This window comes from Buttiauxella sp. S19-1 (assembly GCF_022134725.1).
GTDB classification, from domain to species: Bacteria; Pseudomonadota; Gammaproteobacteria; order Enterobacterales; family Enterobacteriaceae; genus Buttiauxella; species Buttiauxella ferragutiae.
In genome coordinates, this window is sequence record NZ_JAHWLU010000031.1 from 1 (window position 1) to 22,226 (window position 22,226).

19 protein-coding genes are annotated in these 22,226 nt (G+C 51.7%); 11 read left to right on the top strand and 8 right to left on the bottom strand.

Annotated elements, in window-relative coordinates:
* Positions 1-1,368: glycoside-pentoside-hexuronide (GPH):cation symporter (locus MES37_RS09495; RefSeq protein ID WP_237931182.1), on the bottom strand; the 1,368-nt coding region annotated here is incomplete at its 3' end.
* A gap of 24 nt (positions 1,369-1,392) precedes the next feature.
* Entirely contained in the window at positions 1,393-2,967 is a 1,575-nt protein-coding gene (locus MES37_RS09500; RefSeq protein WP_133522463.1) for an alpha-L-rhamnosidase-related protein, read from the bottom strand.
* 212 nt (positions 2,968-3,179) lie between these two features.
* On the opposite strand from MES37_RS09500, the gene MES37_RS09505 reads away from it, so the two are divergent.
* From MES37_RS09505 to MES37_RS09515, 3 genes are all read left to right on the top strand, one after another.
* Positions 3,180-4,004, top strand: coding sequence for a helix-turn-helix domain-containing protein (locus MES37_RS09505; protein ID WP_370090862.1), 825 nt, complete (start codon positions 3,180-3,182; stop codon positions 4,002-4,004).
* 187 nt (positions 4,005-4,191) lie between these two features.
* Positions 4,192-5,637, top strand: coding sequence for a multidrug resistance outer membrane protein MdtQ (gene mdtQ / locus MES37_RS09510; RefSeq protein ID WP_237931185.1), 1,446 nt, complete (start codon positions 4,192-4,194; stop codon positions 5,635-5,637).
* A 127-nt stretch (positions 5,638-5,764) separates the two neighbouring features.
* Positions 5,765-6,538: an SDR family oxidoreductase gene (locus MES37_RS09515; RefSeq protein WP_237931186.1), complete on the top strand. Its 774-nt coding sequence runs from the start codon at positions 5,765-5,767 to the stop codon at positions 6,536-6,538.
* Here the strand turns inward: MES37_RS09515 and MES37_RS09520 are convergent.
* Positions 6,535-7,104 (bottom strand): DedA family protein, encoded by a 570-nt coding sequence (locus tag MES37_RS09520; RefSeq protein WP_064548440.1) that lies wholly within the window; start codon positions 7,102-7,104, stop codon positions 6,535-6,537. The genes MES37_RS09515 and MES37_RS09520 overlap by 4 nt on opposite strands.
* A 173-nt stretch (positions 7,105-7,277) precedes the next feature.
* Between MES37_RS09520 and MES37_RS09525 the strand changes: the two genes are divergently transcribed.
* Together MES37_RS09525 and pbpG are read left to right on the top strand one after the other, a co-directional pair.
* Positions 7,278-7,865, top strand: a complete 588-nt coding sequence (locus tag MES37_RS09525) for a Yip1 family protein (RefSeq protein WP_064548438.1) — start codon at positions 7,278-7,280, stop codon at positions 7,863-7,865.
* A gap of 145 nt (positions 7,866-8,010) precedes the next feature.
* Positions 8,011-8,952: a D-alanyl-D-alanine endopeptidase gene (pbpG, locus tag MES37_RS09530; protein ID WP_064548436.1), complete on the top strand. Its 942-nt coding sequence runs from the start codon at positions 8,011-8,013 to the stop codon at positions 8,950-8,952.
* Between the two features lie 9 nt (positions 8,953-8,961).
* Here pbpG and MES37_RS09535 read toward each other — a convergent pair whose 3' ends face one another.
* Positions 8,962-9,519 (bottom strand): GNAT family N-acetyltransferase, encoded by a 558-nt coding sequence (locus MES37_RS09535; RefSeq protein ID WP_064548434.1) that lies wholly within the window; start codon positions 9,517-9,519, stop codon positions 8,962-8,964.
* A gap of 120 nt (positions 9,520-9,639) precedes the next feature.
* Complete coding sequence (gene dld / locus MES37_RS09540; RefSeq protein ID WP_133522465.1) at positions 9,640-11,364, bottom strand: D-lactate dehydrogenase; 1,725 nt, start codon at positions 11,362-11,364, stop codon at positions 9,640-9,642.
* Between the two features lie 193 nt (positions 11,365-11,557).
* Between dld and bglX the strand changes: the two genes are divergently transcribed.
* From bglX to MES37_RS09565, 5 genes are all read left to right on the top strand, one after another.
* Entirely contained in the window at positions 11,558-13,855 is a 2,298-nt protein-coding gene (gene bglX, locus MES37_RS09545) for a beta-glucosidase BglX (RefSeq protein ID WP_237931187.1), read from the top strand.
* 173 nt (positions 13,856-14,028) lie between these two features.
* A complete protein-coding gene (osmF, locus tag MES37_RS09550; RefSeq protein ID WP_064548412.1) occupies positions 14,029-14,940 on the top strand; it encodes a glycine betaine ABC transporter substrate-binding protein OsmF in 912 nt (303 codons plus the stop codon).
* Positions 14,941-14,952: 12 nt separating this feature from the next.
* Entirely contained in the window at positions 14,953-16,110 is a 1,158-nt protein-coding gene (locus tag MES37_RS09555) for an ABC transporter permease (RefSeq protein ID WP_064548410.1), read from the top strand.
* Positions 16,107-17,066 carry an ABC transporter ATP-binding protein gene (locus tag MES37_RS09560; protein WP_064548408.1) on the top strand — a complete coding sequence of 320 codons (960 nt, stop codon included), beginning with the start codon at positions 16,107-16,109 and terminating at the stop codon, positions 17,064-17,066. Before MES37_RS09555 ends, MES37_RS09560 begins: the two co-directional genes overlap by 4 nt.
* Positions 17,050-17,781, top strand: a complete 732-nt coding sequence (locus MES37_RS09565) for an ABC transporter permease (protein ID WP_121813988.1) — start codon at positions 17,050-17,052, stop codon at positions 17,779-17,781. Before MES37_RS09560 ends, MES37_RS09565 begins: the two co-directional genes overlap by 17 nt.
* On the opposite strand, the gene MES37_RS09570 is transcribed toward MES37_RS09565, so the two are convergent.
* The 3 genes from MES37_RS09570 to MES37_RS09580 all read right to left on the bottom strand — a co-directional run bounded on the left by MES37_RS09570 (position 17,762) and on the right by MES37_RS09580 (position 19,918).
* A complete protein-coding gene (locus MES37_RS09570) occupies positions 17,762-17,869 on the bottom strand; it encodes a membrane protein (RefSeq protein WP_034494204.1) in 108 nt (35 codons plus the stop codon). The two genes, MES37_RS09565 and MES37_RS09570, sit on opposite strands and share 20 nt — an antisense overlap.
* A 75-nt stretch (positions 17,870-17,944) precedes the next feature.
* Positions 17,945-18,700 (bottom strand): MerR family transcriptional regulator, encoded by a 756-nt coding sequence (locus MES37_RS09575; RefSeq protein WP_064548404.1) that lies wholly within the window; start codon positions 18,698-18,700, stop codon positions 17,945-17,947.
* 96 nt (positions 18,701-18,796) lie between these two features.
* On the bottom strand, positions 18,797-19,918 hold the full coding sequence (locus MES37_RS09580; protein WP_064548402.1) for a ribosomal protein uL16 3-hydroxylase: 1,122 nt from the start codon (positions 19,916-19,918) through the stop codon (positions 18,797-18,799).
* A 140-nt stretch (positions 19,919-20,058) separates the two neighbouring features.
* Between MES37_RS09580 and dinG the strand changes: the two genes are divergently transcribed.
* The gene (gene dinG, locus MES37_RS09585; RefSeq protein ID WP_064548420.1) at positions 20,059-22,218 is read left to right on the top strand and encodes an ATP-dependent DNA helicase DinG; all 2,160 of its coding nucleotides are present in this window, start codon (positions 20,059-20,061) and stop codon (positions 22,216-22,218) included.
* The last annotated feature ends 8 nt before the right edge of the window (positions 22,219-22,226 follow it).

The following is a 22,226-nucleotide window of genomic DNA, read 5'->3' on the forward strand; positions in this document are numbered from 1 at the left end:
ACTCTTATTTAAATTAAAAGCAGGGTCTGAATTGGCTGCGTTAATACCAGAATCTAAATCGGCACGGATTAGTTCGTAATGGTCATCGAGGCGATAAAATTTACCTATCCAGAACATTGAGACGACAATTAACGCCGCAGGAATATAGAGATAACAGGCTTTGATCGCGAATAAAGCATCAACACTTTGTGCGTGATTAGCCACATAACCGCTGGCGGAGAGCATAATTCCGGTAATAGCGCCCGCGCCGGCCATCGCCACTTTGCCCAGGAAACCATTAATGGAGGTTAAAATTCCAGCGGTATTAATTCCGGTTTTCCAGACGCCATAATCAACAGGGTCCGCCTGCATTGAGAAATAAATCGCGGTACGTTGCCCGGCGCCGAGTGACAAAATAACTGCCCCTGCGACCAGTGCCATCACGTTTACACCGGCGAAAATCATCACTGCCATACCCGCCAGATTGATCGCAGAGGCGATAAGATAGACGTGGCGTTTTTTCATGCGTTTTGCCAGTAACGGAACCGTCAGCGTGCCCAATAATGGTACGAAAGTTGAGATCCCAGCCACCAGCGCGGTTAATTCGCTATTGCCGACGTAGTAATTAAAGAAGTACACCAGTGCACCCGTCTGGAAGAAAAAGGCTCCCCACATCAGGAAGATATTCACTGCAAAAACAAACCACGGCGGGTTATTGCGCAGGCTGACCCAGGCACGTTTTAAGGTCATCTTTTCTGAGGTGATATTGATTTTCTCTTCGACATTGCGAAAGCTAATCAGCAAAAAGAAGGTCGCAATCACGCCAAATACCATCGCGGTATATAAGAAACCGTGCTCCTGATTGCCCTGGCCCAGGGCTTTTACCAGCGGCAATGTGGCGACGGCGACAATCGTCGAACCTAGCGAGCCCAGCAAGATGCGTACCGTTGAAAGTGTGGTGCGCTCTTTGGATTCACTGGTCAGGAATGGCAGCATCGCGCAGAACGGGATGTTGACGATGGTATAGAGAAACGACAGGCACAAGTAGGTGATGAAGGCGTAAATCAGCCGGCCTGTGGTGCCAAAATCGGGTACGTAAAACGCCAGCACACACAGCAAGCCGAAAGGTACCGCACCAATCAGCAGGTAAGGGCGGCAGCGGCCCCAACGGGTGCTGGTGTTATCGATCACCAGCCCCATCAGCACATCTGCGACGCCATCCACCAGACGTGCCACAAGGAACATCAGGCCAACATAATAGGCGGGTAGCCCCATCACATCGGTATAAAAGTACATCAGGTACAACGAGATCATTTGCCACACGAGGTTGCAGGACAAGTCCGCAATGCCGTAGCCGAAGCGTTGCCGCCATACAGTAGAGGTAGACATAAGTAGGTTCTCGACGTTGTTGTTTTACAGTAGGTACTTTCTAATGAACCACGAAGGAGTGCAGCTCCAGGCGTGGCAATAGCTGTTGATGAGCTTGCTTCCATAAGGGGAAAAATCAGGCTGTAGTGGATCAAAAAGCTCCCAGAATGTATCGGCTCCGTGCTCCACCATCGCCCCCCAGTAGCGTTTGATCTCGTGGGTGGCTTGCTCTCGCTCATTCACCTGCAACAACGCCGCGACATAATGATGCATCATGTAGGGCGTGTTCATCTGAATTTCCGGTGGATGAGTTAACAGATTGGCTAACAACTGGCGTTGGCTTTCCGCCGTACCGACATCTGCCAACACCAGCCAGACCTGCGAAGCGCAGGAAATTTGTCGCGATTCACCACTGACAAAAAAGCCGCTTTGTGGATCCCAAAGTTCGCGCAGTGCCGCACTTTTCAGCGTCGTAATCTGTGCTTCAAGCCAGGTGACTTTGCTGCTGTCATAAGTTCGCGCCAGCATTAAGGCTTTGTTGAGGCAGTAGATCAGCACCCCCTGAGACGCCGCTTGCTTGTTGAGGTCTTCGTGCCAGTCAATAAATGACCACCAGTCGCTGCTGTCACGTACGATACCGTTTTCGGCGACTCGCTCCATGGCCAGTTCGATTTGCCGCCAGGCGAGCGGCCAAAGCTGCGCCAGTGTTTCGCTGTCATCAGTCACCGCGACGTACTCTTGCAGCACATCGACAAAAAACAGTGCGTAATCGAACAGGAAAGTATCGTCAGCAATGACCTGCGGCTTAACAAAAATATTCGCCGACACCATGCCATCTTCCCGCGTCATGGCAGCGAAAAGATAAAGACAGCGTTTGACCAGGGAGTAATTTTGCACCGTGACATCATTCACCAGCGCTTGCAGGCGCAAATCACCGAGCCACAAGCGGCGGTCGCGTTTTGGTCCGTCTTCAAACACGTCGTGCATGCAGTTTTTCAGGGTGTTAACGGCCACCTCATCAATGCGTTTTAACTGAAGATCCGCGGTCTTGCAGGCGGGTAGGGTGGCAAGCGACGCGGAAGTGACGGTATCGAGCTTCAGAGAGGTAAAACGCAGCTGGAATTTGCGTGACAGCGCCAGAACGTTAATGCGCAGATAGCGGCAGCAGTAACGACGTGAAAGTCGCGTATGGCCTGGCAATTCATCCAGATAACAGTCCTGTTGCTGGAGCCAGCTGCTGCTCAACCAACCGTTATATTCAGAAAAAGGCTCAACCACTTCTGCGAGCGTTTCACCAAAGATAAATTGCAGATGCGCTGGAGCATCTGGCGGGCTGCCGACCGCTTCGCAGGTAAACTCCAGGTAACCGACGCAATGCTTGCCGAAATCAATAATGACGTGCTCGCCCTGCGCGAAATCGTATTGGAAGAAATCTTCTGTGCTGTTCACGACATCCGCTCGCCAACCGTGAATTTGCTGCGCATCCGGCTGCGCGCTAATCATCGCCTGGGGGAGAACATCATGGTGATAGAGTTCAGGAATGAGTTCCTGTGCTTTGGCCAACATAGGTGGATGACGAACCATCTTTAGATGACCATTTTTCTGCAATGCCTGTGACATACCGAGCCCTTAATGATGAAGCAATGAGCCGAGTTTAGAGGGCAACGCTGTTTTTCATCTATTCTCAGGCTGCCAGTAATTGTTAGTGAATGGCATTTTCAGTGGGGTGCAGTGGTTGGTTGTCACAATTTGAAAAATCGGGATCGTTATTTAGGCCGGAGTGTTTTATTTTTCCCACAGTCCAGAGTGGTGGGTTTTGCGAGAACGTAATGATTAATAAGTTAGAAGTCAGTAAGTATTTTCCCGATGAGCAGACCAAGCTTTCTCTTTATGCCAGCGACCCGGAAGACAACAACTGCGAGCATAGCCATAGCTTTCAGGAACTGGTGATTGTTGAGGAAGGGCACGGCCTGCATGTGATTAATGGCAAGCCGATTTTTATCCAGCAGGGCGATGTGTTTTTTATTTGCGAGAACGATGTTCATTTTTACGATGAATTGGGCACCTTAAAGCTCATCAATATTTTAATTAATCCGCAGCTGGAGTTTGTTTATTTAACCGGAATAGAACAATTATTGAACCGTATTGCGGGCAACACGGCGGCAAATTACGGCTGGCTTACGCCGGAGACTAAAGCACAGTGCAAACGGCTGATTAACGACATTTTCCACCAGCAGAGTTCGGGGGCTGACAATCAGGCTTTAAAAGAGTCGCTGTTTTTTTCCTTAGTGACGCAAATCATTTATGCGCAGTCGCAGGCTGAATACAGCAATACCCGCTACAAACTGCATAAGTTACTCAGTTATTTGCAAGAAAACTGCTTTAACGAGATTGACTGGCAGCAACTGGCAAATCAGTTTCACCTGACTCAACGTACCACGTCACGGCATATTAAAGAGGTGACGGGGCTGACGCCGGAAAACTATCTGAAACGCCTGCGCCTGGTCTCGGCGCGAGTCAAGCTCAAAGAAACCGACATGACGATCACCGAAGTAGCTTTTTTGTGTGGCTTTGCCAACAGCAACCATTTCACCACCTCGTATAAGAAAGTTTTTGGCGTAACGCCGAGTGCTGAGCGCAAGCGGGTGGAAGGGTGAAGCCCTGTCAAAATTTAATCACTATAGTGATACTTGCTTGTGATATTTTTATCCTGGTAATAGTAATGCAGATAAACTAGTTTCAAATTGTATCCCTTTTTAACCATCAATGTATTGCCACTGATACCTAAACTTTTGCCTTTTGGAATGCGTAACCTGAGCGCTTTCTTTTACTCTGTGGCTAATTATGACTTCCTCACGTTTCCCTCTCGCGGCGACTGGCGTTGCGCTAATGCTCGTTTTGTCTGGCTGCGCGCCAATGCACAATGACGATGCCCCCCTTGCTCAAAAAACACCTCCACAACAGTTGGATACCAAACTTCCTCCTGAGCTGGCGCACGGTTGGCCGGGCAGTGACTGGTGGCGTGATTATCATGACAGCCAGATTAATACGCTGGTTGAACGTTCGCTGAAAGACTCGCCGGATTTGGCCGTTGTGCAGCAGCGCATCAGGCTGGCGCAGGCCCAGACGCAAATGCAGGAAGCGAGTGACGGCCCGCAAATGGATTTCTCAGCCAATATCGAGCGTCAGAAAATGTCCCAGGAAGGGGTGATGGGGCCATTTGCTCTGACTGACCCGGCGGCCGGCACCACCGGGCCTTATTACACCAACGGTAACTTTGGGCTGACGGCTAGTTGGGATCTGGATTTGTGGGGCAAAAATCGCTCGGAAGTGGAAGCGAAAGTAGGCGTCATGAGAGCGAAACAGGCTGAACTTGCCCAGGCCAAACAGGTGATTTCTGCCAATGTTGTGCGCTTATATTGGGATATGCAAACCCTGCTGGCGTTAAAAGATGTCAAACAGCAAACCCTGGCGGCACAGAAGAATATCGTTAATGTCGAAACCAATCTGTACGCTCATGGGATTAACTCGTCAGTTGACGATGTCGAATCCAATATCGATTTCGTGAAAACCCAGCAGCAGATTGATGACATCGACGGGCGCATTAATATCGCCAAATCACAACTCGCCGCGATAACCGGTGATGCGCATGCTGCTGCAAATATTAAATCTGTCCCGTTGCCTAAAGTCAGTAGCCGTGTGCCGGACCATATGGGTTATGAGCTGCTGGCTCGCCGCCCTGACCTTCAGGAAGCGCACTGGTACATCGAATCTTCGCTCAGCAGTGTCGATGCTGCCAAAGCCGCGTTTTATCCTGACGTCAACCTCAGTGCCTTCCTGCAAAATGATGCGCTTCATTTGAGTGATTTGTTCCGTGGTTCAGCCCAGCAAATGGGCGTGATTGGCGGCTTTACTCTGCCTATTTTTGACAGTGGCCGCTTGAACGCCAACCTCGATATTGTGCGCGCAGAAAGTAACTTATCCATTGCCAGCTACAACAAAGCGGTGGTTGGTGCGGTAAATGATGTTGAAAAAGCCGCCAGCCAACTGAATGCGGTTGCGGCGGAAAACGCGCATCAGCGCACCATTTTGCAAGGCACGCAAAAACTCAAAGCTCTGGCGCAGGCTCGTTACAAAGCGGGGATCATTTCTGGTGCGCGGATGAGTGCAGCGACCTTGCCGGATTTGTCTGAACAGGCAAAAGCCATCCAGCTGCACGGCCAGTGGCTTAACGCCGATGTTCAGTTGATCTCTGCTTTAGGCGGGGGGTATCAGGCAGGGAAAGCATAGCCACTGGGTTATGTCGGGGGCGCTGCGCTTGCCCGACCGGTTTCGGTTTTGTAGGGCGGATAAGCGTCAGCGTTATCCACCGTCTCCTATACTTACATCCTGGTTAAAAGATAGTCTGGAGGTGGTGATGAGCGCGGCTAACAAAGTGGCTATTGTCACAGCAGCGGATTCCGGTATTGGCAAAAAATGTGCGCTTATGCTGGCACAGCAGGGCTATGATATCGGCATCACCTGGCATTCAGACGAGCAGGGCGCACAAGACACGGCGCGTCAGGTCAACGGTTTTGGGCGGCGAGCGGAAACTGTTCAGCTTGATTTAGCCCATCTTCCCGATGGCGCAGCCGGAATTGATGAGCTGATTGAGCGTTTCGGGCGTGTGGACGCGCTGGTGAATAATGCCGGGGCGATGAGTAAAAACCCTTTCCTGGATGTCACCCTGGAGGAATGGCGCGGGCTGTTCACTGTGGATGTAGACGGCGCATTTATCTGCTCGCAGAAAGTGGTGCGCGCCATGATAGCCCAGGGCAATGGCGGGCGGATTGTGAATATTACCTCAGTTCACGAGCACACACCGCTTCCTGAAGCCTGCGCTTACACGGCAGCAAAACATGCGCTGGGCGGGTTAACCAAATCCATGGCGATGGAACTGGTGCATTATAAAATTCTGGTCAACGCTGTTGCCCCCGGCGCTATTGCCACGCCGATGAACAACATGGCAGAAGGTGACGGAGTCAAAAGCAAAATTCCTGAGATCCCATTAGGGCGAGCTGGCGAAACCGAAGAAATTGCCAGTCTTGTTGCATGGTTGTGCTCTGACAGAGCCAGCTACACTACCGGACAATCGTTTATCGTCGACGGCGGTTTTATGTTCGCTAACCCTCATTTCAAACCGAAAAGTTAACCTGACTTATTGTTCTCGCGGCGTTTGAACCAGTAACGCACCAGCCACACCACCGCAACTACGCCGACCAACCAAATCCAGTGCTTTATATGTTGGTCCAGGTTTTGCAGCCACGGGCCAACAACTTCGCCGCCCATATACCCCAGAGTGGTAAAAAGCGTTGCCCAAATTAATGCGCCCACGATATTGAGCGGCAAAAAGATCCGCGGAGGTAGGTGACTGGCACCTATCAAAATCGGCCCGATCACCCGGAAGCCATACATAAAGCGCGATCCGATGACAAACCAATAAGGGTGACGGTTGATAAGATCCTGCGCTTTAATGATTTTCTTTTTGTGTTTTTGAAATCGTGCAGGAATGGAACCGCGAAAACGCCTGCCAACCAGATACAGCAGTTGGTCGCCAATCATGCCGCCGAGCGCCACGGACAGAACCACTAGCGGAAATTTCAGCAACCCCTGGTGTGCTGCAATCCCCCCCAGCAGAGTTACCGTTTCCCCTTCAGCCATGCTGCCCAAAATCAAAGCGGCGTAGCCGTAATGCGCAATCAGTTGAGTAATATCCACAGTGTTAAATGTCATTCCTTGTTTTTGTACAGCCTCAGTATAGCGGTTGTGACCGTTGGAGATGTTGTTCCGTTTCCCCAGTTATTTTTATCTGATTAAAAAACAATCAAGCCGCAGTGCATTATACTTTGACTGTGCTTAATCGATTTTTTTTTGGCATGTCAGGAGGCGTTATGAGTCATGTCTGGGGGCTTTTTTCCCATCCTAATCGTGAAATGCAGAATATAAAACGCGAGAACGAAACGGTATCACATCACTACACTCACCATGTGTTAATCATGGCGGCCATTCCGGTTATCTGTGCGTTTATCGGCACAACCCAAATTGGCTGGAATTTTGGTGACGGCACCTTCGTTCAATTGTCGATGTTTACCGGATTCTATTTAGGCGTACTGTTTTATGCACTGATGTTGGCTGGTGTCGCCGTGATGGGGCGTGTCATGTGGTGGATGGCTCGTAACTATCCACATCGCCCGTCACTGGCTCGTTGCATGGTGTTTGCTGGATATGTGGCGACCCCACTGTTTTTAAGTGGCCTTGTGGCGCTGTATCCGCTGGTGTGGTTGTGTGTTCTGGTGGGTGCTGCCGCGCTGGTTTACACCGGTTACCTGCTGTATGTCGGTGTGCCCGAGTTCCTTGGCATCAATAAAGAAGAGGGGATGAGCTTCTCTAGCTCAACGCTCGCCATTGGTGTACTGGTGCTTGAAGTCCTGTTAGCGCTGAGTGTTATCTTGTGGGGTTACGGATACCGTTTGTTCTAAACGGTGGGTAACTATTTTATTACGAATCAATTGTGGCAGTTTTCCGGGGCGTCAGAGTATTATGCTGACGCCTCATCTATTCATACGTTCTGTGAACAGATTCGATGGACACATCACATTCTTGAATAATTACAGAAGTGCCACCATGCCGACAAAAATTCGACTATCGTTGCTCAGCCTTGCGCTGATGATTGCCGTACCACTCGCTTCTCAGGCTGCGACTAAAGCCACCGTACAACAGGTGAGTTCCACACAGGAAATAGCCTCTGGCAGTGCTATGATCGTCGATCTGCAAACCAATAAAATTTTGTATTCCAGCCATCCCGATCTGGTGCGCCCGATTGCCTCGATCACCAAACTGATGACGGCGATGGTGGTTCTGGATGCGAAGCTGCCGATGGATGAGATGCTCAGCGTCGACATCAGCCAAACGCCTGAAATGAAAGGGATTTATTCTCGCGTACGTCTGAAAAGTGAAATTAACCGTAAAGACATGATGTTGTTGGCTTTAATGTCATCAGAAAACCGCGCGGCGGCGAGTCTGGCACATCATTATCCTGGCGGTTATAACGCGTTTATTCGTGCGATGAATGCGAAAGCCAAATCCCTGGGTATGACGCACACCCGTTACGTTGAACCGACTGGATTGTCGATTCAAAACGTTTCCACGGCGCGTGACTTGTCCAAACTGCTGATTGCATCAAAGCAATATCCACTGCTTGGCCAGTTGAGCACCACCAAAGAAGATATGGCGACGTTTGCCAATCCGGCTTATACGCTGCCGTTCCGTAATACCAACCATTTGGTTTACAACAACAAATGGAACATTCAGCTCACTAAAACTGGCTTTACCAACAATGCCGGACATTGCCTGGTGATGCGCACTATGATTAATAACCGCCCGGTGGCGCTGGTGGTGTTGGATGCCTTCGGCAAATATACCCACTTTGCCGATGCAAACCGTTTACGCAACTGGATGGAAACGGGCAAAGTGACGCCTGTGCCTTCATCAGCGCTGGCGTATAAAAAGCAGAAGTCTGCTCAAATGGCGAGCAATACGGTTGCGGGCAATGCTCAGGACGATTAAAGCAATACCCTAATTTAATGGCAGCGTCCGGTCCCCATCATTAAGCGGGCGCTGCATAATCAACGTATCACGCCAGCCGCCAAGCTTGAATCCCACATTGCGTAGTTGCCCAACCACTTCGAAACCGAGTTTTTTGTGCAAACGGCATGAACCTGAATTGTTTTCACCATCGCCAATAATCGCCACCATTTGCCGCCATGGCCCCTGCTCGCAACGGGTAATCAGCTGGCTTAACAGCTCACGACCCACACCTTTGCCCGTCATACTGGCGTCGATATAAACCGAGTCTTCAATGGTAAAACGATACCCCGGGCGTGGACGATAAGCTGTCGCGTAGCTATAACCCACCACAATTCCGCAATATACCGCGACCAACCACGGGAGTTGTAGGGCATGAACTGCGTTAAGACGTTCAGCCATTTGGCTACGTGTTGGCGGCTCTTCTTCGAAAGAGCCGCGCCCATGCAGAACATGCCATTCATAAATGGCGGTGATGGCCGGAATATCATCGGCGCTGGCGTCGCGAACATGTAATCCTACACTCGGTACTGTTTCGAGCACTGACATCTCCCGCTCCTGTACGCAAAAAAATTTAAGTGGCGTAAGGTCACACCACTTTTTGGAATTTTAATTTAGTACGAAAAACCAACGAAAAATAGCCCCTGGTCTGGTGGTTGACGGCAACAGTTAATGAGGGTTGTGGTGGTGCGTATGGCTACAGGATGCTTCCTCCCACCATTTGTGCTTCGTAGTTTTACCAATGCCTGGGTTCATGCTGTTAGTCGGGTCATTTGCCTGATAAAACTGCTTTAAGCTGTCAGGCGCTTCATAGAGATGCCCGACGTTATGCTCAGCCGGATACTGCGCGCCACGCGTGCGTAGCAGCTCAAGCATTTGCTCTTTCAGCGCATGGACATCAACCCCTTTTTTGACAATGTAATCCTGGTGGAAGACATGGCACATGAAGTGGCCGTAATACAGACTGTGGCTGATTTGGCTGCTGATCTCTGGTGGGAGTTGCTCAAACCACTGCTGGTCGTTACGGCGCAGAGCGATATCCAGCGCCAGAATATCTTCCACTTCACTGGCGTGAACCGCGTGATAACGCACCGCAGCACCGGCAGCGGCAAAACGATGTAAAAACGCTTTCGCCCCTTCGGATGGCGTACAGACGAAAAAGCCACCCTCAGCCTGCTGGAAATAACTCTCCAGCCAGTTGCGCGCCTCGGCAATCCCTTCGCCCGACATCTTCAACAACAAATGATGTTCGTATTTTCCACGCCACTCTTTCATGCGCGGCGGTAAATGGTTCGGGCTCCAGTTGCTCAGACGCTGTAACACACGGTCGGTGAAGTGCGGCTTAAGGAACGGGACTTTTTCAATCCACGCGTCGGTGCGGCCTTTCAGGGTAAAGAACAGCGGCATTTTGTCGGTGCCGAGCTTGTCGATCATCATGAACGTGTCTTTGCCATATACCTCGGCGATATCGTAAATATCGCGGTGCATGTATTCGCCCGCCACCGGCAGGTTTTCAAAATTAGCCAGAATATGGCGGCGGATTTCCGTCAGCACTTCTGGTTTGTTGGTGCCGATGTAGAACACTTCGTTTTGCTTTTCGGCAACAAAGGTATCGAGGCGTACCGCAAAAACGGCAAGTTTCCCGGCGCAGCCTGAAGCTTCAAAAAGACGGCTTGGGTCAGCGTTAAAGCGAGATGGCGTGTCGGCATCCACATCTCGCACGCGCTCGGCGTAATCTTTATCAGAGGCCTGGCGCTGGTCGTGAAGCACATTCTCTGGCTTCACACGCTCGTCATCGAGCTTGCCGAGGATTTGTTCGGGCGTCACGCCGAGGTCGATACCCAGATGGTTGACCAGCGTTAATTTGCCTTGCTCGTCGATACGCGCATACAGCGCCATTTCGGTATAGGCCGGCCCGCGTTTCACCAGCGAACCACCGGAGTTATTACAAATTCCGCCAATCACCGATGCGCCAATACACGACGAACCGATCACCGAATGCGGTTCACGCCCCAACGGTTTAAGCGCTTTTTCTAGTTGATATAGCGTGCTGCCAGGGAATGCCAGCACCTGTTTTCCGCCGTCCAACAACTGCAATTTATCCAGACGTAGCGTACTGATAATGACAATTTCACGATCGTAATCGTTGCCATTTGGGGTTGAGCCTTCTGTCAAACCGGTATTGGCGGCCTGCATCAGGATGATTTTGTCCGTGCTGACACAAGCACTCAGCACACGCCATAACTCCAGCAACGTGCCGGGGAAAACCACCGCCAGCGCCTCGCCCTGGCCGGAACGGAAACCTTTACGGTAACGTGCCGTTTTGGCTGCATCGGTTAATACATGTTGGTTGCCAACCAGGCGATTGAGTTCATTAATAAACGGGTTAGACATTTATCCACTCCTTGTGAAAATAGTGACGCCTTCAAGCATAGCTTGCAATTCACTAATGATTCTTCCGAAACGCTCGGAAAATCAGCACATAACATCGGAACCGCTCTTCTTACCACTGTGTCGTTGTGGCACACTGCACCTCTTAACACTTCGTGCTGCCCCGCGTGGCGGCTTGAGCAAGAGAGTAATGTCGATGAAATGGCTCTGTTCTGTAAGTTTGGCAGTTAGCCTTGCGCTGCAACCCGCGCTGGCTAATGAAATGTTTGGCCCGCACCCATTAACGCCTGAAGCCCGTGACGCTTTCGTCACCGATTTGCTGAAAAAAATGACCACTGACGAAAAAATCGGCCAGTTGCGGTTAATCAGCGTCGGGCCGGATAACCCGAAAGAAGCCATTCGTGAGATGATCAAAGACGGGCAGGTTGGGGCGATTTTCAACACCGTAACCCGTCACGATATCCGCACCATGCAGGACCAGGTGATGGATCTCAGCCGTCTGAAAATACCCTTATTCTTTGCCTATGATGTGGTGCATGGCCAACGTACCGTGTTCCCAATCAGCCTCGGTTTAGCCTCTTCCTTTAATCTGGAAGCGGTGAAAACAGTGGGCCGAGTTTCTGCCTATGAAGCGGCTGATGATGGCCTGAACATGACATGGGCACCGATGGTCGACGTGTCACGCGACCCACGTTGGGGCCGTGTTTCTGAAGGCTTTGGTGAAGATACTTACCTGACCTCGATCATGGGCCGCACCATGGTTGAAGCGATGCAGGGCAAAAGCCCGGCAGACCGTTATTCGGTAATGACCAGCGTCAAACACTTCGCCGCTTATGGCGCAGTAGAAGGTGGCAAGGAATACAACACGGTTGATATGAGCACCCAGCGCTTGTTCAACGACTATATGCCACCGTACAAAGCCGCGCTTGATGCGGGCAGCGGTGGTGTAATGGTTGCGCTGAATTCATTAAACGGTACGCCTGCATCGTCTGACAGCTGGCTGCTCAAAGACTTGCTGCGCGATGAGTGGAAATTCAAAGGCATCACTATTTCTGACCATGGTGCGATTAAAGAACTGATCAAGCACGGTGTGGCGAGTGACCCGAAAGATGCGGTGCGTGTCGCACTGAACTCCGGCATCAACATGAGTATGAGCGATGAGTACTACAGCAAATACTTGCCAGAGCTGGTGAAAAGCGGTGAGGTACCGATGGCAGAACTGGATGATGCCGCGCGCCACGTGCTGAACGTGAAGTATGACATGGGGCTGTTTAACGACCCATACAGCCACTTAGGGCCGAAAGAATCTGACCCGGCAGATACCAACGCCGAAAGCCGCCTGCATCGTAAAGAAGCACGCGAAGTCGCCCGCGAAAGCATGGTGCTGCTGAAAAACCGCCTGCAAACCTTGCCGCTGAAAAAATCAGGCACCATTGCCGTGGTTGGCCCACTGGCTGACAGCAAGCGCGACGTGATGGGTAGCTGGTCTGCGGCGGGTGTGGCCGATCAGACCATCACTGTGTTGCAGGGTATCAAAAATGCGGTGGGCGATAACGCCAAAATCGTGGTCGCTAAAGGTGCTAACGTCACTGATGAAAAAGACATCGTTGCCTTCCTGAACCAGTACGAACCTGCGGTGAGCGTTGATCCTCGTTCAGCTAAAGAGATGATCGACGAAGCGGTTAACACCGCGAAATCTGCCGATGTGGTGGTGGCGGTTGTTGGCGAAGCGCAAGGCATGGCACACGAAGCCTCTAGCCGTACCGACCTTGTTCTGCCGCAAAGCCAGCGCGATTTAATTGCTGCGCTGAAAGCGACTGGCAAACCGTTGGTGCTGGTGTTGATGAACGGTCGCCCGCTGGCGTTGGTCAAAGAAAACCAACAAGCCGATGCGCTGTTGGAAGCGTGGTATAGCGGCACCGAAGGCGGGAACGCGGTTGCCGATATTTTGTTTGGCGATTACAACCCGTCAGGCAAATTGCCGATGTCCTTCCCGCGCTCTGTCGGGCAGATCCCGGTTTACTACAGCCACCTGAATACTGGCCGTCCGTACAATCCGGAAAAACCAAACAAATACACTTCTCGTTACTTTGATGAAGCAAATGGCCCGCTGTTCCCATTCGGTTATGGCCTGAGCTACACCACGTTCACGGTTTCTGATGTGAAAATGTCAGCGCCATCAATGAAAGCCGATGGCAAAGTCGAAGCTTCTGTTGAAGTGAAAAACACCGGCGAACGTGAAGGCGAAACCGTTGTTCAGCTGTATTTGCAGGATGTCACTGCATCAATGAGCCGCCCGGTTAAAGAGCTGAAAGGCTTTAAGAAAGTGACGCTCAAACCAGGCGAAACCCAGACCGTGAGCTTCCCGATTGACGTTGAGGCGCTGAAGTTCTGGAACGCGCAGATGAAGCACGTTGCTGAACCTGGCAAATTCAATGTGTTCATCGGGCTGGATTCTGCCCGTGTGAAACAGAGCGAGTTTGAACTGAAATAAGCTTTAAGTCGTTACTTTGATAAAAGGCCACTGTGAAAAGGTGGCCTCTTTTATTGGGCAAAAGAGCCAGATAGATTTCTCACTTCCAGCACCAGTTTTCCCATTCATCAATTCTCGACTAAACTTTTGCGACTCCATGATTTTTAAGCAAAGAACAACAACGAGGAAGTACGATGAACTTATCAGCGCGTTGGGGTATGACAGGATTAGTGTTACTGGCGGTAGGCGCTCAAGCCGCAGAACCGGTGAAAGTGGGTTCTAAAATTGATACCGAAGGGTCACTGCTCGGTAATATTATTTTGCAGGTGCTGGACAGCCACGGTGTCAAAACCGTCAATAAAGTCCAGTTGGGAACCACACCAGTCGTGCGCGGGGCCATTACCGCAGGCGAGCTGGATATTTACCCGGAATACACCGGCAACGGGGCATTTTTCTTCAAAGATGAAAAAGATCCGGCATGGAAAAATGCGCAACAGGGTTATGAGAAAGTTAAAAAACTTGATGCCGAGAAAAATCATCTGGTATGGCTGACTCCCGCTCCCGCCAATAACACCTGGACCATCGCGGTTCGCAAAGATCTGGCCGAGAAAAACAAACTGACTTCGCTTGACGATCTCAGCGCTTACCTGAAAAAGGGTGGTGAATTCAAACTTGCGGCTTCTGCTGAATTTATTGAACGCTCTGATGCGCTCCCGGCGTTTGAAAAAGCCTATGGTTTTAAACTCGAGCAGCCGCAATTGTTGTCTCTGGCGGGTGGTGACACGGCGGTCACCATTAAAGCTGCTGCACAGCAAACGTCGGGCGTAAATGCCGCAATGGCCTACGGAACGGATGGCCCGGTGGCGGCACTTGGCCTGCAAACGTTGAGCGACCCAAAAGGCGTGCAGCCTATTTATGCCCCTACGCCGGTGGTGCGTGAAGCGGTGCTGAAAGCGTATCCGGAATTGGACGACTGGTTAAAACCGGTATTTGCTTCGCTGGATGAGAAAACGCTGCAACAGCTGAACGCCAGCATTGCGGTGGAAGGACTGGACGCTAAAAAAGTGGCTGCTGATTATCTGAAGCAGAAAGGTTTCGTGAAATAACAGGATGTCTGTTTGTTCAAAATTCATAATCGTGTCCTGTTGCTACTGGTGACTTTGCTGGTGGTGGCAGGCGCGGCTTTACCGTTTATCAATTTCGCACCCAATCGCCTGGTTTCCGGGGAGCCTATCGCGCTTAGCCAACTCCCGGCGCACGTCTGGCTGGTTCTCTGTGTTGCGGTTTTCATCCTGGCCTGTCTGGCGCTGTTACCTTGTCGGCCACCTGCATTGCTATTGACACTCCTGGTGGGCGAGCTGACGTTTATCGCTATTTTGTGGGCGATGGGAAACACGGCAACGCAGTTTTCGCAGCAGGGAAGCACGCTTGCGCGCTCCTCACCGGGCAGCGGATTATGGTTGTCGCTAACTTTATGCCTGCTGCTGTGCACTGACGCCATCAACCGTCTGACGCCCAAAGCACTCTGGCGTTTGCTGCTGAATATACAGATCTGGGTTGTGCCTCTCGCACTGCTGCTGAGTGGATTTTTTTCCGACCTTTCCCTGCTAAAAGAGTATGCCAACCGTCAGGATGTTTTTGATGATGCACTGTCGCGCCATCTGGCTCTGCTATTGGGGACGTTGCTGCCAGCGCTGTTGATTGGCGTGCCGTTGGGCGTGCTGTGTTACAACCGCCCAGGCTGGCAATCCTCGGTCTTTTCGGTGCTCAATGTTATTCAAACGGTGCCTTCGGTGGCGTTGTTCGGTTTGTTAATTGCGCCGCTGGCGGGGCTGGTCAAGATTTTTCCCTGGCTGGGCTCGCTGGGCGTGAGCGGGATTGGCGTCGCACCAGCATTAATCGCGCTGGTGCTGTACGCGCTGCTACCGTTAGTACGCGGCGTGGTAGCAGGGTTACAGCAAGTTCCACGCAATATCATTGAAAGTGCTGAAGGCATGGGCATGTCGCGCTGGCAGATTTTTTGGCAGGCTGAAGTACCACTGGCGCTACCCGTATTATTACGCAGCCTGCGTGTTGTCTGCGTTCAGACCATCGGTATGACGGTGATTGCCGCGCTGATTGGTGCCGGTGGTTTTGGGGCGATTATCTTCCAGGGGTTACTCAGTAGCGCGCTGGATTTGGTGTTGCTCGGTGTAATTCCGGTTATCGCGCTGGCGGTTGTCCTCGACGCATTTTTTAAACTGTTTATCTCATTGCTTGAGGAAAAACAGCCATGATCGAATTCGAAAATGTCAGCAAATCCTTCCAGGGCGAGATAGCCGTCAGCGACTTGTCGCTGCATATCAAGGAAGGGGAGTTCACGGTGCTGATTGGCACCTCAGGTTCTGGAAAATCCACCACTCTGAAAATGATCAACCGCCTGGTCGAACACGATAGCGGGCGCATCCGCTTTGCCGGTGAAGAAATCCGTAATTTTGACGCCAAAGTTCTGCGCCGCCGCATGGGGTATGCGATTCAGTCGATTGGCCTGTTTCCCCACTGGAATGTGGCCCAGAATATAGCCACCGTGCCGCAATTGCTGAAATGGCCGAAAGCGCGAATCAGTGCGCGGATTGACGAATTACTGGATTTACTGGGCCTGGAAGCAGCGCAATTTCGTGACCGTTATCCGCATCAGCTTTCGGGTGGGCAGCAACAGCGTGTTGGCGTGGCGCGCGCGCTGGCGGCTGACCCGGAAGTGTTGTTGATGGATGAGCCTTTTGGCGCGCTTGATCCGGTGACACGCGGTGCGCTGCAACAAGAAATTATCCGCATCCATCAACTGCTTGGGCGCACCATTGTGCTGGTGACGCACGACATTGATGAAGCGCTAACACTGGCCGACAGAATTGTGCTGATGGATGGCGGGCAGGTGGTTCAGCAAGGTACACCGCTGGAATTATTAACGCGCCCGGCAACAGATTTTGTGCGTGATTTCTTTGGTCGCAGTGAGCTTGGTGTACGCCTGTTGTCACTTTGTCATGTGGCTGAGCGGGTGCGAACGGAAGAGCGCATCGCAGGCGATCCAATCAGCGAAACGTTAAGTTTGCGCGAGGCATTATCGCTGTTTGTTGACCGCCAATGCCAGCAATTACCGGTGGTGAACCAGCGTGGTGAACCTTGCGGCGTGCTGCATTTTAGCGACCTGGTTCAGGGGGAAAAGATGCGGGGTGAAAATGCGCCTGCTTCGTGACCCGCTGCTGTGGTTTATTGCGCTGTTTATCGCATTGTTAGCGGTATTACCTTACAGCGGCCCCGTGTTCAGCTGGCTTTTCCCTGAACTCGAAAGGCCTTTGTACCAACAAGATAGTTTTATCGCCCTGGCGCTCAAACATTTTATGCTGGTCGGGATTTCCAGTTTGGTGGCGATTGTGATTGGCATGGGGCTGGGTATAGCGGTGACACGCCCGGCAGGACTTGAGTTTCGCTCTCTGGTTGAAACCATCACCGCGGCTGGGCAAACTTTCCCGCCCGTCGCGGTACTGGCGATTGCCGTTCCGGTAATGGGGTTTGGTCAGCAACCGGCAATTATCGCGCTGGTGTTATACGGTTTGCTGCCGATTTTACAGGGAACGTTAGCAGGGATTGGCGCGGTACCAGAAGCCACAAAAGAGATTGCCCTGGGGGCCGGAATGAGCCGCTGGCAAATGCTGAGAAAAGTCGAATTACCCCTTGCAGCACCTGTGATTCTGGCGGGGATCCGCACTTCGGTGATCATTAATATCGGCACCGCAGCGATTGCCTCAACGGTTGGTGCCAGCACCCTGGGTTCGCCGATAATTATCGGGCTGAGCGGCTTTAACACCGCCTATGTGATTCAAGGCGCTTTGTTGGTCGCGTTGGCCGCCGTGGTTATCGACCGCCTGTTTGAACGCTTATTACGTTACATCACGCGCCATGAAGGATGACGATATAGCCAACCAGCATTACGCCGCCAATCCCACCGATAGCCATCACCAGCATACCGCCCACCAGGGCAATTTTACTCAGTTTCATCTTTATATCCGCTCCATACATAACGTCTGCGATTATAAGATGAAGCAGGGTTGTTAATGAACCTTTAAATTTTTCTTATGCGTGTTCGGTCGATTGCCCGTTGCTCATCAGCGGGTAAATTTGTAACCCCGAGCAGCGCCAAAGTTCCAGTTGGTCAAGTTGACTGTGGGTCGGCGTATCGCCACACCACACCAGCAATGTTTGTTGGGCGAACAGCTCAGGGCGTAACTGGTGCAACGGATGCGCTAACACATCCACACGCCAGCCTTGTTGGATTGCCATCCACGCCGCCATCCATAAACGGGTGGTATCCGGTGTATCCCATCCAATTAATAGCGCATCTTTACCGCTGCGTTTGCGCGCGGAGGCGAGACACAGCGCAATGTAATTGATCAAGGCGCCATCCAGCAGACTGAGTAACGTGTTGAGTGTGACTTGTTGGCATTGCAGACGGCGACGAAGAGGGATGTAGAGCTGGTTGACGAGGGTTTCTGCCGGATAGTCGCGGCCAATGTCAGCCATCCAGTTTCGTAACCGGTTCGGACTGCCAGCTTGTAAATGGTGAAGCAATAGCTCCTGGCGTTCACGCCAGCCGCTTTCTCGATCCTGAAGTTCCCCACTCAGTAAGGCTTTCACCTTGCTGACTTGAACACCGTTTTCAATCCAGCGTTTGATTTCACGGATACGTTCGAGGTCGGCATCGTCAAATAATCGATGGCCGCCATCGGTACGCTGCGGTTTCAAAAGCCCGTAACGCCGTTGCCAGGCACGCAACGTTACGGGGTTGATATCACAAAGCAGAGCCACTTCACCGATTGTATAAAGCGCCATGTTATCCCCAAAGTCTACCCGGGAAACCCCCCGTATAACTGTAGTCAGTTACAAAGACTCTGGGTAATTTTTAGTTACATGGTGCAACTAAATCTGTTAATCGTCGAAATACCAATATCCTTGATTAACTAACTCAGTTAAGACGCTTACAAATTCTGGGTTCTGCAAAGCATCGCCCAGTTCGGCCTGGCTCAACAGGGTGTAACGGCACAAAGCATCAGCTGCATGCGGAACCGGCGCTTCCATCGGTTCGCTGTTGACGAAGAACTCGCCCTCGACATTCAGCACGCGCAAACCGCTCAACCGCGTCAGGCATTCGCCGCCGAGCAACGCATCAAGGATTTCCCCAGGCTGATATGGCGGCTCCGCTGGCGCAATGTCCAGCTCATGGCGCGGAGTGGTAATAAAGCGGCCAAACCACTGCTTGAAATCTTCAGGCTGGCTAATCACTTCCATCATCATGTCGCGCAGACGAGCCAGCTCATAGCCTTCAACTTTGCCCGGATGCTCGCGGCAGGTTAAATCAGGATCGCTGTAATGCTCGCCACCGAGATCGTTTTCCAGCGCGTAATCAGCAAAGCTGCTGATCAAATCGCGGCCATTTGGCCCACGGAAACCGACGGAGTAGTTGAGTGCGGTTTCATGAGTGAAACCATCGTGTGGGAAACCTGGTGGAATATACAGAATGTCACCAGGTTCCAGATCTTCATCAATGATCGGTTCAAACGGGTCAACGTGCAGCAACGCTGGATGCGGGCAGAACTGGCGCATCGGCAGTTTGTCACCGACACGCCAACGACGGCTGCCCATGCCCTGAATAATAAACACGTCATATTGGTCGATATGTGGGCCAACGCCGCCGCCAGGAACCGAGTAGGAGATCATCAGGTCATCCAGACGCCAGTCCGGTAACACACGGAATGGACGTACCAGTTCAGCCGCGGGTGCATGCCAGTGGTTAACGGCCTGCGCCAACAGCGACCAACCGGTTTCCCCCAGATTATCAAAATCTTCGAAAGGCCCGTTGGCAGCCTGCCACTGACCGTTGGTGTGGCTTACCAGGCGGCTATCCACTTCTGCTTCCATAGCAAGACCAGCTAACTCATCCGGCGTAATCGGATCGACAAAATTCGGAAACGCATTTTTCAAAATAACCGGCTTTTTCTGCCAGTATTTCGCCATAAACTCAGGCCAGTCTAAATTGAGTTGATAATCCATTTTTTGATACCAGTGGGAAGATAAACAGGCTCGATTATAGAGAGGAACCGCCCCTGGCCACTTTGTCATGCGTCAAGCCTTGCTGTAAGACTGCAAAAAGTGGGACAATAGTGGTTGTTTATACAGTAAAAGTGGTTTCCATGGCTTTGTCCTCAGCTCAAAAAGAGCAAATCGCCGCCTGGTATAAGGCGCTGCAGCAGCAGATCCCGGACTTTATTCCGCGCCCACCGCAACGGCAAATGATTGCCGAAGTGGCGAAAACGCTAGCGGGCGAAGCGGGTCGTCATCTGGCGATTGAGGCACCCACAGGTGTGGGGAAAACTCTTTCTTACCTGATCCCCGGGATCGCCATCGCCCGTGGTGAGCAAAAAACGTTAGTAGTCAGCACCGCCAACGTCGCTCTTCAGGATCAAATCTTCAGCAAAGACTTGCCGCTGCTGCGCAAAATTATCCCCGATCTCAAATTTACCGCCGCCTTTGGTCGTGGGCGTTACGTTTGCCCGCGCAACCTGTCAGCCCTGGCGACGGACAACGCTTCACAAGGTGATTTGCTGGCTTTTCTGGAAGATGAAATGGCACCGACCAGCAAAGATGAACAACAACGTTGCGCCAAACTGAAAACCGATCTTGATGCCTATAAATGGGACGGACTGCGCGACCATACTTCGCAAAATATTGAAGACGATCTCTGGCGGCGTTTAAGCACCGACAAAGCCAGCTGTCTGGGGCGCAATTGCCACTGGTATCGCGAATGCCCGTTCTTTGTGGCACGGCGTGAGATTGACGATGCGGAAGTGGTAGTAGCAAACCATTCGCTGGTGATGGCGGCTATGGAAAGCGACGCGGTGTTGCCTGAGGCAAAAAACCTGCTGCTGATTTTAGACGAAGGACATCATTTGCCGGATGTGGCCCGAGACGCGCTGGAAATGAGCGCCGAAGTCACGCCCGGTTACAGCCGTTTGCAGTTCGATCTCTTCACTAAACTGGTTGAAACCTGCATGGCGCAGTTCCGCCCGAAAAGCCCGCCACCGCTGACATCACCCGAACGTCTGACCAACCATTGTGATGAAGTTTATGAACTGCTGAGTTCGTTTAACAGCATCGTTTCATTGTGGTTACCGGGCGAACAGGAAGCGGTGCACCGTTTTGAAATGGGCGTTCTGCCCGAAGAAATCATGGTGATTTGCAAACGCCTGGCGAAGCTAATGGAAGGGTTGCGCAGCCTGGCTGAAGCGCTGCTTAACGATTTGGGCGAAAAAACCGGAACGCACGATATTGTGCGTCTGCACCGCGCGTTACTGCATATGAACCGCGCATTGGGGTATTTCGAAACGCAGAGCAAACTGTGGCGGCTTTCGGCGATGGAGCAGGCATCGGGCGCACCAGTGTCGAAATGGGTAACTCGTGACGTTCGTGAAGGTCAGCCGCATCTGTTCTTCCATTGCGTAGGGATCCGCGTGTGCGATCAGCTAGAAAAACTGGTCTGGCGTAATGTGCCACACGTTATCGTGACTTCAGCAACGTTGCGTTCACTGAATAAATTCGATCGCTTACAAGAAATGAGTGGGCTGGACGAAGACGCAGGTGACCGGTTTATCGCGCTGGATTCACCGTTTAACCACGTCGAGCAGGGCAAGCTGGTGATCCCGCAGTTAACCGTTGAGCCGACGATGGAAAACGAAGCCCAGCATCTGGCTGAAATGGCAGCGTTCTTCCGTGCTGAACTGGCAAAAGGCGAGCACAAAGGGATGCTGGTGCTGTTCGCCAGCAACCGTGCGATGCAGGTGTTCCTGACGCATGTGACCGATTTACGACTAACACTGCTGGTGCAAGGCGACATGCCACGTTATCGGCTGGTGGAGCTGCACCGTAAACGTGTTGAACAAGGTGAAACCAGTGTGCTGATCGGCCTGCAATCTTTTGCCGAAGGTCTGGATTTAAAAGGGGATTTACTCAGCCAGGTGCACATCCACAAAATTGCCTTCCCGCCAATTGACAGTCCGGTGGTGGTCACCGAAGGCGAATGGTTAAAAACCCTGAAACGCTATCCTTTTGAAGTACAGAGTTTACCGAGCGCGTCATTTAATCTTATTCAACAAGTCGGGCGTTTAATTCGTAGCCACGGCTGTTATGGTGAAGTGGTGATTTACGACCGCCGCTTGTTGACCAAAAATTATGGGCAGCGTTTACTGGGTGCACTGCCAGTGTTTCCAATAAGCCAGCCTGAAGCGCCAGCGGCTAAACTGATTGATACCCCACCGAAAAAGACGGTGCGACGCAAACGTGTGAGCAAGAAATAAAAAGGAGA

Excerpts from the sequence above, each read along its gene's own strand:
- MES37_RS09500 (WP_133522463.1), bottom strand. The coding sequence starts at position 2,967 with ATGTCACAGGCATTGCAGAAAAATGGTCATCTAAAGATGGTTCGTCAT.
- mdtQ (WP_237931185.1), top strand. The coding sequence starts at position 4,192 with ATGACTTCCTCACGTTTCCCTCTCGCGGCGACTGGCGTTGCGCTAATG.
- MES37_RS09515 (WP_237931186.1), top strand. The coding sequence starts at position 5,765 with ATGAGCGCGGCTAACAAAGTGGCTATTGTCACAGCAGCGGATTCCGGT.
- MES37_RS09525 (WP_064548438.1), top strand. The coding sequence starts at position 7,278 with ATGAGTCATGTCTGGGGGCTTTTTTCCCATCCTAATCGTGAAATGCAG.
- pbpG (WP_064548436.1), top strand. The coding sequence starts at position 8,011 with ATGCCGACAAAAATTCGACTATCGTTGCTCAGCCTTGCGCTGATGATT.
- MES37_RS09535 (WP_064548434.1), bottom strand. The coding sequence starts at position 9,519 with ATGTCAGTGCTCGAAACAGTACCGAGTGTAGGATTACATGTTCGCGAC.
- dld (WP_133522465.1), bottom strand. The coding sequence starts at position 11,364 with ATGTCTAACCCGTTTATTAATGAACTCAATCGCCTGGTTGGCAACCAA.
- bglX (WP_237931187.1), top strand. The coding sequence starts at position 11,558 with ATGAAATGGCTCTGTTCTGTAAGTTTGGCAGTTAGCCTTGCGCTGCAA.
- osmF (WP_064548412.1), top strand. The coding sequence starts at position 14,029 with ATGAACTTATCAGCGCGTTGGGGTATGACAGGATTAGTGTTACTGGCG.
- MES37_RS09560 (WP_064548408.1), top strand. The coding sequence starts at position 16,107 with ATGATCGAATTCGAAAATGTCAGCAAATCCTTCCAGGGCGAGATAGCC.
- MES37_RS09565 (WP_121813988.1), top strand. The coding sequence starts at position 17,050 with ATGCGCCTGCTTCGTGACCCGCTGCTGTGGTTTATTGCGCTGTTTATC.
- MES37_RS09570 (WP_034494204.1), bottom strand. The coding sequence starts at position 17,869 with ATGAAACTGAGTAAAATTGCCCTGGTGGGCGGTATGCTGGTGATGGCT.
- MES37_RS09575 (WP_064548404.1), bottom strand. The coding sequence starts at position 18,700 with ATGGCGCTTTATACAATCGGTGAAGTGGCTCTGCTTTGTGATATCAAC.
- MES37_RS09580 (WP_064548402.1), bottom strand. The coding sequence starts at position 19,918 with ATGGATTATCAACTCAATTTAGACTGGCCTGAGTTTATGGCGAAATAC.
- dinG (WP_064548420.1), top strand. The coding sequence starts at position 20,059 with ATGGCTTTGTCCTCAGCTCAAAAAGAGCAAATCGCCGCCTGGTATAAG.